The 14,272-nt window shown below is 44.6% G+C and carries 9 protein-coding genes; all 9 read left to right on the top strand.

All coding sequences use genetic code 11. The annotated features are described in order from the left end of the window. The first annotated feature begins 112 nt into the window (after positions 1-112). Positions 113-3,274, top strand: coding sequence for a SusC/RagA family TonB-linked outer membrane protein (locus DEO27_RS16620; protein WP_112567884.1), 3,162 nt, complete (start codon positions 113-115; stop codon positions 3,272-3,274). Positions 3,275-3,292: 18 nt separating this feature from the next. Beyond that, complete coding sequence (locus DEO27_RS16615; RefSeq protein WP_112567886.1) at positions 3,293-4,957, top strand: RagB/SusD family nutrient uptake outer membrane protein; 1,665 nt, start codon at positions 3,293-3,295, stop codon at positions 4,955-4,957. Positions 4,958-4,964: 7 nt separating this feature from the next. Then, positions 4,965-6,125 (top strand): IPT/TIG domain-containing protein, encoded by a 1,161-nt coding sequence (locus tag DEO27_RS16610; protein WP_162996800.1) that lies wholly within the window; start codon positions 4,965-4,967, stop codon positions 6,123-6,125. 59 nt (positions 6,126-6,184) lie between these two features. Then, on the top strand, positions 6,185-6,730 hold the full coding sequence (locus tag DEO27_RS16605) for a hypothetical protein (protein ID WP_146749971.1): 546 nt from the start codon (positions 6,185-6,187) through the stop codon (positions 6,728-6,730). 85 nt (positions 6,731-6,815) lie between these two features. After that, entirely contained in the window at positions 6,816-7,694 is an 879-nt protein-coding gene (locus DEO27_RS16600; protein ID WP_223817970.1) for an AraC family transcriptional regulator, read from the top strand. A gap of 246 nt (positions 7,695-7,940) precedes the next feature. Further along, the gene (locus DEO27_RS16595; protein WP_112567894.1) at positions 7,941-9,773 is read left to right on the top strand and encodes a sodium:solute symporter family protein; all 1,833 of its coding nucleotides are present in this window, start codon (positions 7,941-7,943) and stop codon (positions 9,771-9,773) included. 11 nt (positions 9,774-9,784) lie between these two features. After that, positions 9,785-10,981: a glycosidase gene (locus DEO27_RS16590; protein WP_112567896.1), complete on the top strand. Its 1,197-nt coding sequence runs from the start codon at positions 9,785-9,787 to the stop codon at positions 10,979-10,981. Between the two features lie 281 nt (positions 10,982-11,262). Next, the gene (locus tag DEO27_RS16585) at positions 11,263-12,486 is read left to right on the top strand and encodes an AGE family epimerase/isomerase (protein ID WP_112567898.1); all 1,224 of its coding nucleotides are present in this window, start codon (positions 11,263-11,265) and stop codon (positions 12,484-12,486) included. Next, positions 12,483-14,240, top strand: a complete 1,758-nt coding sequence (locus DEO27_RS16580) for an alpha-L-arabinofuranosidase (protein ID WP_112567900.1) — start codon at positions 12,483-12,485, stop codon at positions 14,238-14,240. The genes DEO27_RS16585 and DEO27_RS16580 overlap by 4 nt, the downstream gene beginning before the upstream one ends. The last annotated feature ends 32 nt before the right edge of the window (positions 14,241-14,272 follow it).

Genomic DNA, 14,272 nt, shown 5'->3' with positions numbered 1-14,272 from the left:
ATGAATTATTTTCTGTGCGCGGGGCATCGGCAAGGGGATGAGCGGTATTTCCGGTCTGTATATATAAACGCTGAAAATCTAAATAAAATCAAATACTAACTAACAATCAATTATGGGAAAAATTCTACGAATAGCCTTGCTGTTCTCCTTTATGTTTGTGTGCATCCGGGGGATGGCACAAAACCAGGGAACGGTGGTGCAGGGAACGGTTTCAGACGAAAAGGGCGTTACCCTGCCAGGCGTTACAGTTGCTGTTAAAGATAGTAAGACAACTGTTATTACCGATGTTGACGGTAAATTTCGCCTAACCTTACCGGCCAACGCCAAAATGCTTGTTTTTACCTTCATTGGTGCCGAAAAGCAGGAAGTTGCCATAGGTAGTAAAACCACATTTACCATCACCCTTAAGTCAACCACTACGGCGCTTACGGATGTTAATGTGGTAGCTATCGGTTACGGCTCGCAAAGGCGGCAGGACGTTAATGGTGCCATATCATCAGTAAAAGCTGCAGATATTGCCAACATTCCGCAGCCGAGTATTGATCAGTTACTGCAGGGTAAAGCAGCGGGTTTAACCATTACCCAAAACTCGGGTGCGCCGGGCAGCTCAACCTCGGTTAGGGTGCGTGGTGTAACTTCTTTAAGTTTATCAAACGAGCCGCTGTATGTAATTGATGGTGTGCCAATTTCGGGCGATGCTACCAATAAATCAACCAGTGGCCGTTCGCCTCAGTTAACTACCAATAATGATGAGAACGCGGTAAGTCCGCTTGCACTTATCAATCCAAGCGATATCGAATCTATCGACGTGTTGAAGGACGCATCGGCGACAGCGATTTACGGTAGCCGGGCATCCAACGGTGTAATCATCATTACTACCAAACGCGGTAAAAATGGTAGCGCCCGTGTTAATTACGATGGTTATGTAGGTTACCAGGAGCAGGGCAAATTTTTAAAAATGATGAACCTGCAGCAGTATGCAACGCTGCAAAACGCCATGGCCGATGTAATAGGTACTCAAAAACGTGGTGAATTTGCCGATCCGAGTTTGCTTGGTAACGGTACCAACTGGCAGCACGAGATTTTCAGGAACGCGCCTATGCAAAGCCACCAGGTTTCTATTTCGGGTGGTAAGGAAGGTACAGATTATTACATCTCGGGTGGTTATTTGAGGCAATTGGGTACCATTCTGGGTAACGACTTTACGCGTTACACTATCCGCACCAACATTAACTCGCAGGTAAAGGACTGGCTGAAAGTTGGTACAACTATTTCTGGCAGCCGCACCAATCAAAATGTTTCAATCGGCGATAACAATGGGGTTATCTATGGTGCTTTGTTAAGCGCTCCGGATCAGTCCGTACGTAACGCGGATGGATCATTTTCTGGTCCGTTGCCACAGGCTAACCAGCAAGGCGGACAAATCAATCCCGTAGCACAGGCCTTGGATATTTACAATAACCTGGTACGCAGTAATTTTAATGGCGGTGTTTATGCCGAAATGAAATTTACCCGCGACCTGTCATTAAGAAGCCAGGTAAACGGCGATTTTAACTGGTCAAACGCCAAGATCTTCCAGCCATCGTATACCTACGGGCCGCTGTTTGTTAACCCAACCGCGAAACTTAACGAATACATTGCCAATACTGTTTACTGGGGCTGGCAGGAGTATTTAAACTACAATCACACTTTTGGTAAAAAGCATAATGTTGTAGGCTTGCTGGGTTATGAGGTTAATGAATCAACCTGGGGTGGTGTTGACGCCGGCGTTCAGAACTTTTTAGGAAACGATCTTAAAACATTGAACCTTGGCGATGCCAAAACCGCTACCAACGGTGAGTATAAAGACGGTCAGGCACTCGAATCGCAGTTTGCGCGGGCTATTTATACGTACAACAACAGGTACAGCATCACAGCTACTATTCGCCGCGATAAATCATCCAAGTTTGCCGAAGGACACCAGGTGGGTTATTTCCCGTCGTTCGCGGTATCATGGCGGTTGTCTGAAGAGCCTTTCTTTTCGGGGATAAAAACTTTTGCCGATAACGTGAAGCTGAGGGTAGGTTATGGTCAGGTTGGTAACCAGGCTGTACCAAATTACCTGTATGGTTCGGCCTTAAACTCGTTAACTACCGGTTTAGGTACAGGTTTTACTATTGATAAGGTAGCTAATCCTAACTTAACCTGGGAAACTGCAATTCAAACCGATATCGGTATCGATTTCTCTTTATTCGGCAGGATAGATGCCAGTGTTGATTACTTCGACAAAACATCAAAAAACTTCCTGTTCCAGGCTTCGTTACCGGCATTCTTGCTGGGGCAAAGTGCAGAGTACTCGGGCACCGGCGTAATTGCTCCGCCATATGTTAATGGTGGTAAATTATATAATCGTGGTGTTGAGTTTACTATCAATTCAAGGAATATTGCCACAACAAATTTCAGGTGGAATACTACGCTCATCTTCTCGAAATATAAAAATAAGGTGGTGTCGCTTGCTAATGGCGTGCCGTTCATTAATAGGAGTGTTGGCGTAAGCTTCCTTTCATTGCCGGTTACCCGCACAGTAGCAGGTGGTCCGGTGGGTGAGTTTTATGGTTACGAAGTTCAGGGCATTTTCGAAACTGCAGATCAATTACGTAACGCGCCAATTCAGTTTGGCCGCCCTGTAGCTAATAATTCGGCAGGCACCTGGCTTGGCGACGTTCAATATAAAGACCTGAACCACGATGGCAAAATTGATGAGGCCGATCAAACCAGTTTAGGCAGTGGTAACCCTAAGTTTACTTATGGTATCACCAACTCGTTCAGTTATAAATCGTTCGATTTGTCTTTCTTCCTTAACGGATCATACGGTGCTAAGATCTTTAATGTGCTTAACTACTCTATCAGTGGGTTATCAGGCTTGTACCAAAATCAACTGGCTTCAGTAGCCAATTTCTGGACACCTCAAAACGCTAACTCAAATATCCCGGCACCACGCGGTGGTGATAATCCTAACCTGAAAAATTCTGACAGGTTTATCGAAAGCGGATCATTTCTGCGGGTGCAGAATGTAAGTCTCGGCTATAATCTGCCTTTATCGTGGATCAGGCATATCAAGCTTAACCGCCTTAAAGTTTATGTGAGCGGTCAAAATCTGTATGTATTTACCCCATACAAAGGCCTCGACCCGGAAATTGGATCAATAAACCAGGACGCGTTTTTGAATGGTGTTGATATCGGCAGGTATCCTTCGCCACGTACCATCACATTTGGACTTAACGCTGAATTTTAATTTTTGGATGAACCTGATATGAAAAGATATATAAAATATTTATTAGGGCTAACGGTTGTAACAGGCGTTACTACAAGTAGCTGTAAAAAGGACTTCTTTAATCGTCCGCCACAAAGTGCCATTACACTGGATAACTACTATAAAACTAACGACCAGGTGGTTGCCAGTACTAATGATCTGTACAGCGCGGTTTGGTTTGGCTGGTGCGGTAAAGCCGGGTGGTCAATAACCGAGCTGATGGGCGGCAATGGCCGTACCTACTCATCGGATGTGGTGAACTTTGAAAACTTCTCGGTTACCGATGCTAACTTTGAGTTGGGTGGCGCATGGAACTCGTTGTACATTGTAGTAGCCCAGGCCAATGCGTTGATCAATAACCTGCCCGTAAAAGTAGGGGCAGGCGTTGATAAAGCAGTAATTAACAATGCCCTCGGTGAAGCGCACCTATTCCGTGCCCTGGCTTATTTCCACCTGGTACGTACCTGGGGGCCGGTACCTATCATCGAAAACAGTTTGGATTATGTGTCAAACTACCAGATCAATACTAACCCAATCCCCGATGTATACAAGTTTATTGTAAACGATTTGAAATTTGCTGAGGATAACCTGACCAAGATGGGGCCACGCAGTGGTAAATCATCCGGCCGTGTTTCAAGCGGATCAGCATCGGCATTGCTTGCCAAAGTTTACCTGTATATGCAGGATTATCAAAACTCGCTTGCCGAAGCCAATAAAGTCATCAGCAGCGGTGAGTTTAAGCTATACGGTGTTGATGTTGCCGGTAAGACTTTTGCCGATTTGTACTTAACCGCGAATAATAACAACGAAGAGTCAATTATCCAATTGCAATGGTCGGCAACCGGTGGGTACGGAAAGGGTAATCCGCAACAGGCCTCATTCGCGTACAATTCAATCATAACCGGTACAGGCGACGGTTACGGCGTATTAGCGCCAACATTCGACCTGCAGGATATGTATGAATCGGGCGATCTGCGCAGAAAAGCTACCATTATGCTCCCTGGCGATCATTATCCCGAAATAAACCAGGCTGCCGGAGGTTACACCCTGCCCGATAACGCGAACTCACAAGGTACGCATGCCCAGGTTAAAAAATATGTAGTTGGTACCCCTGCAGATAACGGAGGTTTGGGCGCGGCGCAATCTGCCGCGAACAATACCTACATGATGCGTTACGCCGAAGTTTTCCTGATCAAGGCCGAAGCCATTATGGCCGGTGCTAAAACCAGCAGTGATCCGGAAGCTTTGGCGGCCATCAACAAAATCAGGAACAGGGCCGGTTTAGGTAATCTTACTACTATCAAACGCGGATATTATTTGCCAAACCCGGCGCTTAAGCTGGCCGGCGCACCGGCTAATACGCCAAAAGAGCTTTATCGTGATGATATCCTGGACGAAAGAAGGCGTGAGTTTGCTTTTGAAAATGATTTTTGGTTTGATCTGGGCCGCCTGGATGGGTATAACGTAACCTCGCACCCGATAGCTATCAGCATTATCAAAAATCAGGATAGGGGAACATCTGATAACAGCACACCGCCGCAGCGTTACGGTAACGAATATAATTCGACTGTTACGGATGCTAATTTCCGGTTGGCGTATCCGGCTACCGAAGTAGCATCAAACCCTAAGTTAAAAGACGCACCGGTACCTTATGTATTTAAATAATCAAACCATGAAAAAGATATTTCAACAATCTAAAACATATTACTGGATGCTGTCGGTTTTGATGGTATTTGGTATGGCCTCGTGCCGTAAATATAACGATAGGGGTACCGGTGGTACCGGCGCACCTAAAATTACCAGGGTAAGGTATATCAGTAAAACAGATACCATTAAAAATGTTTCGCACCCGGTAAACCTTGATTCGGCCAACGTTTATGACGATATCAAGCTGGTTAAGTTTGATTCGACAGTAACGCAGGGTCGTTTAAATACCCAATATGCTATTATTGGCGAAAACCTGCTGAACACCACGCATGTATACTTTAACGGTACCGAGGTTTATTTTAACCCTGCCCTGGTAAGCGATAAAACCATTATTGTTACCATAGGCTCAAATGTGCCATTCGGACCAAGCCAGTCAAACAAGCTTACAGTTGTAACCACGCAAGGTAAGGTTGATTATGATTTTAGCATAGCGCAGCCACCTCCGGTAATTACCACATTTGCGCCACTTGCAGCCGGCGCGGGCGATATTGTGACTATAACCGGCAGCGTGTTCAACGATGTTATCAGCGTTAAGTTTGATGATACCCCGGCCGAAATTGTAGGCACGCCAACAGCTACCGAAATAAAGGTTAAAGTGCCCGCGGGTATTGTTCAGGCTTACGTGTATGTAACCACAGCAGGTGGTACAACCAAGTCTGCAGCTTCATTCGGCTTTAAGTATTTGATTTATGGCGATGACCTTACGCTGTATTGGGGCGGCAATGGTGGTGGCTATGACGGATACGGCAGTACCCGCGACTATGCCAGCACAGCCCATGTAAAACGTGGTACACATGCTATTGCAGTTAATGTTGATAACGGCTACGGCGCATTGCAGTTGGGTTATGGTGGCGCTACTTTAAACGTTGCAGCATCGGGCTTAACCTCAATAAAAGTATCAATTTATGGAGGTGCCAACTTCAAAACCGGCGATAGGGTGCAGTTGGTTGTAAATGGCGGTTATGATAAGGCTGTACCGCTTACTATTGTACCAGGCGCTTATACGGATTTTACCATCCCGCTAAGCAGCTTAGGCAATCCATCAACCATATCCGAAATTACTTTCCAGACATTAGGCGTTGCGGCACCAGCAACTTTCTATGTTGATGATCTTGGATTTATTTAAATTCTATCGGGTCGCCGGCGTGCAAGCAACGGCGACCCATGTTTTCAAAATTTAACAGTATGAAAGTTTATAGCTCAATAGCCTGTATGTTACTATTGCTGCTGGCGGCGGGCAAAGTGCAGGCTCAAAAGAACTTGATTACCAACGGTGGCTTTGAAGATGAAATGTATGGTTGGAATGATGGCGGTGTTAAACTTACTCCATGGGATGTGAAAACAGGGAAAAACAGTTGCGCTATCATCGCTACTAATGCTGCAAACTGGTTGGGGATTGATCAGCTGGTGGTGATTCCTAAAAAGGTTGGTAAGCTGGAAGTAAGCGCATGGCTTAAAACCATCAACGTAGTAAAAGGCAAGGATGACTGGAATGGCGCGGTTTTTAGTGTTGAGTTTTTAGATAAAGCAGATAAAAAGGTTGGCGAGGGTATAAATATAGTTACACTAACCGGCGATCACTCCTGGGAGCTGGCTTCGAAAGAGGCTTTAATCCCGGCCGGAGCCGTGCGTTTTAAATTGCTTATGGCGATGGGGTATGCTACGGGTACATTTTTGATTGATGATGTTGCCGTGAAGGCGATAATGAGCGATCCGGTAACAAAAAATTAATATTTAATTGTGTGATTGACATTTTGTAAGTATAAAAGTGTTAAATTAGTATCATCAATTAGTAAACTTATTTTAGTGGGATTTTATGATGACAAGTAATGTAATGCGAGAGATAACTCCGCTAACTCCAAGTGATTGTTTTACTATTTTTTCGAGGGTAAAAAAGAAATTCGACTTTCCGCTTCATTATCATGACGAGTATGAGCTTAACTTAATTATCAATGCCAAGGGCGCCAAAAGGGTAGTAGGTGGTCATATTGAGGTAATTGAAGAAGTGGAGCTGGCGCTGATTGGTCCTAATTTATATCATGCCTGGTTTACGCACCAATGCCAGAGCGAGGATATAACTGAGGTTACCATTCAGTTTCATAAAGATCTGTTTGATGAAAAGTTTCTGAAACGCAATCAGTTGAGTTTTGTAAAAAGCATGTTAGAGCGCTCGCAACGGGGGATTTCTTTTTCGGCGGAGACTATCTACGCGCTTAAGGACAGGATAACGCAGTTGGATAAAAAAACAGGGTTCGACTCAGTGTTGGAGCTATTATCTATCCTGCATGATCTGTCTATCTCCCGTAACATGAAAATGCTGTCGGATCCAAGCTTTACCAACGAAAAGTTTTATTACAATAGTCGTCGTATCGAGAAGGTATTTGAGCATATGAACCTCAACTACAATAAGCAAATAACACTTGCTGAGGTAGCCAAAATTGCCAATATGCCAGAAGCTTCGTTTAGCAGGTTTATAAAAAAACGCACCGGTAAAACCTTTATCGATAGTTTAAACGAGATCAGGCTTGGTCACGCCTCCAGGATGCTTATTGATTCAACTACTACTGTGGCCGAAATAGCTTACAAATGCGGTTTTAATAATATCTCAAATTTCAACAGGATCTTTAAGCGCAAAAAGATGTGTATCCCCAAAGAATTCAGGGAAACCTACACTGGGAACCGAGTATTTATTTAACTGGTATTTATTTGACCGGGTAGTTGGTTAAAAATATATCATCCGGTTGATAAAGTTAAATATAAGGTTAAAAAAGTATTATAAAATTGCTGATAATAAATTCATTTTTGGGTAAGGCCAATTAAGGTGTCTGAACTCGAATTTTTGGAATTTATGAATTCGTCGAATTTATTGTATTTGACCATTTTTAAACCAGGATTAATATTCTGACAATTATTTAATTCAAAAAATTCCGGTTCAGACAAGATGAAGTTACACCTGCTTGATGTTGCTATTATAGTTTTATACCTGTTAAGCACCATTTTTATTGGTTTATGGTACCGTAAAAAAGCCCGCGAAAACAAGGAAAGCTATATGCTTGGCGGCAAATCTTTACCCTGGTATAAGTTGGGTTTAAGTGATGCCTCCGATATGTTCGACATCAGCGGCACCATGTGGATGGTGAGCCTGTGCTTTGTCTACGGCATGAAAAGCATCTGGATCCCCTGGCTTTGGCCCGTATTTAACCAGGTGTTTTTAATGATGTACCTGTCGCGCTGGCTTCGCCGGTCAAACGCGGCTACCGGTGCCGAATGGCTGGCAACACGCTTTGGCAAAACAGGGCCGGGTGTAACAGGCTCAAATGTAGTGGTTATCGCGTTTGCGCTGTTAAGCTGTTTTGGTTTTTTAGCTTACGGATTTATTGGTTTAGGCAAGTTTATAGAAATATTTATTCCCTGGGATTTGGTTAAAGCTTATGTGCCTTTCAGCGTTGCGCCTCAGTATGTGCCGCATGTATACGGTATCATATTTACGCTGTTTGCTATGTTTTACTCTATCATAGGCGGCATGCACAGTATTGTACTTGGCGATATGATCAAATACGGGGTTATGACAGCAGCCTGCATATGGATTGGTTTTATAGCAGCCGATAAGCTTAACGGGAATCACCTCAATGTGCCTGATGGCTGGTATAGCCCCTTCTTTGGTAAAAACCTTGGCTTAAGCTGGACAGGGATTATCGACGAGGTAAATAATAAGATCAAAGCAGATGGTTACTCACTGTTCGGTTTGTTTTTTATGATGATGACCTTTAAGGGGTTCTTTGCGGCAGTGGCCGGGCCGGCACCCAATTATGATATGCAAAAGATCCTCTCTACACGTTCGCCCGAGGAGGCCAGCAAAATGAGCGGCTTTGTAAATATCATATTGCTGCCTATCCGCTATTCGCTTATTGTAAGCCTAACCATATTGGGGCTGCTGTTTTATCACCAAATGGATTTGAAAGATGCCCATGGTGCTATCGATTTTGAACGCATTCTGCCGGCCGTGATCAATAACTTTTTACCTGTTGGTTTAGTCGGCTTATTGCTGGCCGGTCTGCTGGGCGCTTTCATGAGCACTTTCAGCGGCACTATGAACGCCGCACAGGCTTATATCGTGAACGATATCTACCTTAAATACATTAATCCTAAGGCATCTACCAAAAAAATCATTACGGCCAATTATCTGGTAGGTGTTTTTGTGGTAGCAGTAGGGGTAATCCTCGGCTTTTTTGTAAAGGATGTGAACAGCGTACTGCAATGGATAGTATCGGCGCTTTACGGCGGTTATATAGCGAGTAATGTGCTTAAATGGCATTGGTGGCGCTTTAACGCCAACGGGTTCTTTTATGGGATGCTTTCGGGGATCTTATCTGCTATGATCTTCTCGCTCATTATCCCGTCTGTTGAGCTGTTGTACTGGTTCCCGGTGCTGTTTGCTATTTCGCTGGCGGGTTCAATTATCGGCTCTTATGCTACAGCACCAACAGATGTGGCCGTGCTGCGGTCGTTTTATACCACGGTGAGGCCATGGGGCTTCTGGGAACCTGTAAAGGCTATGGTGCTGGAAAGTGATCCATCCTTTGCGCCTAATAAAAACTTTAAGCTGAATATGTTCAACGTGGTTATCGGCACTATAACACAATGCTGCCTAACCATATTGCCCATGTACCTGATACTGGCACAAAAAACATCCCTCATAGTTACCGTAGCCATACTGGTGGTTACCATAACCATACTGAAAAAAACATGGTGGGATAAATTAAAAGACTATTGATAGAAAATTATATGACGCAGGAATTTAACCAAAGACTAAGCCAATTACAAGCCGAACAAGAGCAATTAATTAACCGGAAAAATCAGGTTGAGGAAACTGGCAACGGTATTTTCAGCCGGTTTAAATATCCTGTGCTTACAGCCGCCCATACCCCGCTTGAGTGGCGGTACGATCTTGATGCCAAAACCAATCCGCATTTAATGGAGCGCTTTGGTATCAACGCGGTATTTAATGCCGGAGCTATAAAGTTTAACGGCAAATACCTTATGGTAGCCCGCGTTGAAGGGGCCGATCGTAAATCGTTTTTTGCTGTAGCTGAGAGTGAAGATGGTATCAATGGTTTTAAATTCTGGGATTACCCTATCGAGTTGCCTCAAACCGAAGATCCGGATACCAATGTATACGATATGCGCCTTACCCTGCATGAGGACGGTTGGATCTATGGGCTTTTTTGTACCGAGCGCCGTGACCCTGAAGCCCCATCACATGATCAGTCGATGGCGGTTGCAGCCTGCGGTATTGCCCGTACAAAAGACCTGGTAAAATGGGAGCGCCTGCCCGATCTGAAAACCAATTCGCCCCAGCAGCGTAATGTGGTTTTACACCCTGAATTTGTCGACGGTAAATATGCTTTGTATACGCGTCCGCAGGATGGTTTTATAAGCGCCGGTACCGGCGGTGGCATAGGTTTTGGCTTGTGCGATACTATGGAGAACGCAGTAGTTGATACAGAAACCATCATTCATAACAAAAGTTATCATACAGTTTACGAAGCCAAGAACGGTCAAGGGCCTGCGCCAATCAAAACGGCAAAAGGTTGGCTGCACCTTGCTCATGGCGTACGTAACACTGCCGCGGGTTTACGCTATGTACTGTATCTGTTTATGACCGATCTGCATGACCTTACCAAGGTAATTTATCAGCCCGCAGGATACTTTCTGGCCCCGGTTGGTGACGAACGCGTAGGCGATGTATCAAATGTGGTGTTTTGCAATGGTTGGATAACCGATGAGGACGGAACGGTATATGTTTATTATGCGTCATCTGATACCCGCATGCATGTAGCTACCACTACAGTTGATAAGTTGATTGATTATGCGATGAATACACCTGCTGATGGCTTGCGTTCGGCCTCGTCGGTACAGGCGGTATATAACATCATTGATAAAAACAAAGGTTTGGGTCAGTTACAGGAAGCCAGCGCCTGAAGCTGAAATCGGAAAGAGCGGTGTTTTCGCACGAAGAACACACCCCTGCCACAACGGTGCCCAATGCGCCCCCTCTCAAGAGGGGAGTTTAAAATATGGCTATAAAATAAACCTTTCGAGCAGGGGTGGTGCGATTCCCCTCTCGAGAGGGGGGTAGGGGTGTGTTCTCTGCGCAAATAATGTATTCTCACAATTACTAAACATCTAAAACCTAACACTACTTAACAGCATGCTAAAAAGCTGTTATGGGAGGCGTGTGCCTGTAAACTACGATAAATAATATGGCTCAATCATTAAACATCATTTCAGAAGATCGGCTTAATACCTTCAGCAACGAGCTAACAGATGAATTAAAAAACATCCTTAGCTATTGGCTCAATTATACAGTTGATGAAGTGAATGGTGGTTTTTGGGGCAAGATTGATAATGATAACCAGGTTACAGCATACGCGGCCAAAGGTTCGGTGTTAAACGCCAGAATCCTGTGGAGTTTTTCGGTTGCTTATAATCAAAACCCCCAAGGGGATTACCTGCGGGCAGCCGGCAGGGCATATGATTATATCAAAACATGCTTTGTTGATAATGAGTTTGGTGGTGTTTACTGGTCAGTTGATTATAAAGGCGGTAAGCTCGATACCAAGAAACAGGTATATGCCAATGCCTTTGTTATTTATGCGCTAAGTGAATACTATATCGCCTCAAAGCTTGAAACTGTAAAGGAAGAGGCCATCGGTCTGTATCAGCTTTTGGTAGCTAAAAGTTATGATCAGGACAAAACCGGGTACTTCGAAGCCTTCACGTACGATTGGCAACCGCTTGGTGATTTGCGGCTGAGCGCCAAGGATGCCAACGAAAAAAAGACCATGAACACCCACCTGCACGTACTTGAAGCTTATACCAACCTGTACCGCATCTGGCCTGATGGCGGACTTAAAGCGCAGATAGAAACCCTGATCAATAACTTCTTTGATCATTTTATTGATGCTGTAACGGGCCACCTTGTGCTGTTTTTTGATGAGGACTGGAACCGCCGCTCGGATACGGTATCGTATGGACATGATATCGAGGCTACCTGGCTTTTGCTGGAGGCTGCCGAAGTTATCGGTAACAATGAAATGATAGCAAAGATCAATAACGTTTGCATCGCGATAGCAGAAGCAACTATGCAAGGTTTGGATGCAGATGGCGGCTTATGGTATGAATATGAGCCGGTAGAAGATCATCTCATTGAAGAAAAACATTGGTGGGTACAGGCCGAAGCTATAGTTGGTTTTTACAATGCATGGCAGGTGAGCGGTAATGAAAAATACCTTCAGGTTGCCCTCAATAACTGGGCTTTTGTAAAAGATAAAATATTAGATAAACAAAACGGCGAATGGTTTTGGGGCATTAAAGCAGATGGTAGCATTATGCCCGGCGAAGATAAAGCCGGTCTCTGGAAATGCCCATATCATAACAGCCGGGCGTGTATAGAAATTATTAAACGGATAAAAACATTGAAATGAAATTAATAAAGATGTTCATAACGGTTTTGCCTTTTGCCCTCGTGATGATGGCTTGTAAAAAAGGCAACAAGCCCGCGCCTGATCCAACTCCGGTTGTTGTTGACCAGGGTAATGGCGGCGCTACCGGGCCTATCACAGCGCCAACTGATCCTTCAGTAGCTGCAACACAAGGTTTTTTTCTTGACGACTGGCAAGGTAAAACCTTCACTAAACCGGCTACTGTTGATGCCGCAAAGCCAACAATCAGTACCTCAATAACTGTTACTGCCGATTTTAGCCAGGTGGTTTCAAAAGTGTCTAAATACCTGTTCGGCAATAATATCAACCCTTTTACGGGGCAGTATACCGATGCCGGTACTGTAACCAATATTGCTAACTTGTCGCCAAATATTATCCGTGCACCGGGGGGAAGTATCTCGGACATCTATTTCTGGGATTTGGCCGCTTCCGCCAAACCTGCTGATGTGCCCGATCATCCTTTGAAAGCGGATGGTTCGGTTGATAGCGGAACGGGTTATTGGAGTGGTAATGTGAATGATAGCTGGTCGTTGAGTTTAAGCAATTATTACAATCTGCTTCAAAAAACAAATACTACCGGTATTATCACGGTAAATTATGCCTATGCAAGGTATGGTACCAGCGATGATCCTGTTGCTACCGCGGCGCATCTTGCTGCGCAGTGGGTGCGTTATGATAAGGGTAAAACAAAATATTGGGAGGTTGGCAATGAGTGTTATGGCAATTGGGAAGCCTGTTACCGTATTGATGTAAGCAAAAACAAGGACGGGCAGCCTGCGATTATTACCGGCGATTTGTACGGGAGGCATTTTAAAGTTTTTGCCGATTCGATGCGTAAAGCTGCCGCTGATATCGGTGCAATCATAAAAATTGGCGCTGTGCTGCATGAAAGTGCCGATAATTCAAATCCAACTATTGTAGCTAACTGGAATCCCGGTGTGTTGGGGCAGATAGGAGACAAGGCCGACTTTTTTATAGTTCATAACTACTACACCAACTATAATGAAAACTCAAACGCCTTAACTATACTTAATACTGCTCCGGCATCATCAAAAACAATGATGGATTATGTTAAAGGGGCCATACAAATGGCAGGAGTGCTGCAGAAACCGATAGCGCTTACCGAATGGAATATATTTTCGTCGGGCTCAAAGCAGCAGATTTCCAACATTGCGGGTGTACATGCTGTAATGGTTTTAGGCGAAATTATTAAAGACCAGTACGGGCAGGCCAGCAGATGGGACCTGGCAAACGGTTGGAGCACCACGCCTGCTGGTGACGATCATGGCCTGTTTAGCTATGGACAGCCCGATGCACCGGATTTTACGCCACGCCCGGCATTTTATTATATGTACTATTTCCAGAAGTTCTTCGGCGACAGGATGATCAGTTCGTCGGTAAGCGGAAGTTCGGATATTGTAAGCTATGCCTCGTCATTTAATTCGGGCGAAGCAGGTGTGGTGTTGGTTAATAAAAGCACAGCCGACCAGGTGGTGAATATCAGTTTTAAAAACTATTATACAGGCAATAATTACTATTACTACACCCTAAAAGGAGGTACAGATAACGGCGAGTTTTCGACTAAGGTAATGGTGAATGATAATGGCCCGGCCATTGCGTACGGAGGCCCTTCAAATTATAAAACCATCGCCGCAAGCTCAACTGCTACCAGTGGTGGCATCAAAGTAAATGTGCCGGCAAGGGCGGTGGTCTTCTTGGTAGCCGATAAGAAATAATACGGGCAGAAGTTTAGCCGGAAAGCTTTAAT

It is taken from the genome of Mucilaginibacter rubeus, assembly GCF_003286415.2.
Classification (GTDB): domain Bacteria; phylum Bacteroidota; class Bacteroidia; order Sphingobacteriales; family Sphingobacteriaceae; genus Mucilaginibacter; species Mucilaginibacter rubeus_A.
The sequence above is the reverse complement of the archived record's forward strand: the minus strand, read 5'-3'. Positions and strand labels throughout refer to the sequence as shown.

Excerpts from the sequence above, each read along its gene's own strand:
- DEO27_RS16585 (WP_112567898.1), top strand. The coding sequence starts at position 11,263 with ATGGCTCAATCATTAAACATCATTTCAGAAGATCGGCTTAATACCTTC.
- DEO27_RS16590 (WP_112567896.1), top strand. The coding sequence starts at position 9,785 with ATGACGCAGGAATTTAACCAAAGACTAAGCCAATTACAAGCCGAACAA.
- DEO27_RS16580 (WP_112567900.1), top strand. The coding sequence starts at position 12,483 with ATGAAATTAATAAAGATGTTCATAACGGTTTTGCCTTTTGCCCTCGTG.
- DEO27_RS16620 (WP_112567884.1), top strand. The coding sequence starts at position 113 with ATGGGAAAAATTCTACGAATAGCCTTGCTGTTCTCCTTTATGTTTGTG.
- DEO27_RS16605 (WP_146749971.1), top strand. The coding sequence starts at position 6,185 with ATGAAAGTTTATAGCTCAATAGCCTGTATGTTACTATTGCTGCTGGCG.
- DEO27_RS16595 (WP_112567894.1), top strand. The coding sequence starts at position 7,941 with ATGAAGTTACACCTGCTTGATGTTGCTATTATAGTTTTATACCTGTTA.
- DEO27_RS16600 (WP_223817970.1), top strand. The coding sequence starts at position 6,816 with ATGATGACAAGTAATGTAATGCGAGAGATAACTCCGCTAACTCCAAGT.
- DEO27_RS16615 (WP_112567886.1), top strand. The coding sequence starts at position 3,293 with ATGAAAAGATATATAAAATATTTATTAGGGCTAACGGTTGTAACAGGC.
- DEO27_RS16610 (WP_162996800.1), top strand. The coding sequence starts at position 4,965 with ATGAAAAAGATATTTCAACAATCTAAAACATATTACTGGATGCTGTCG.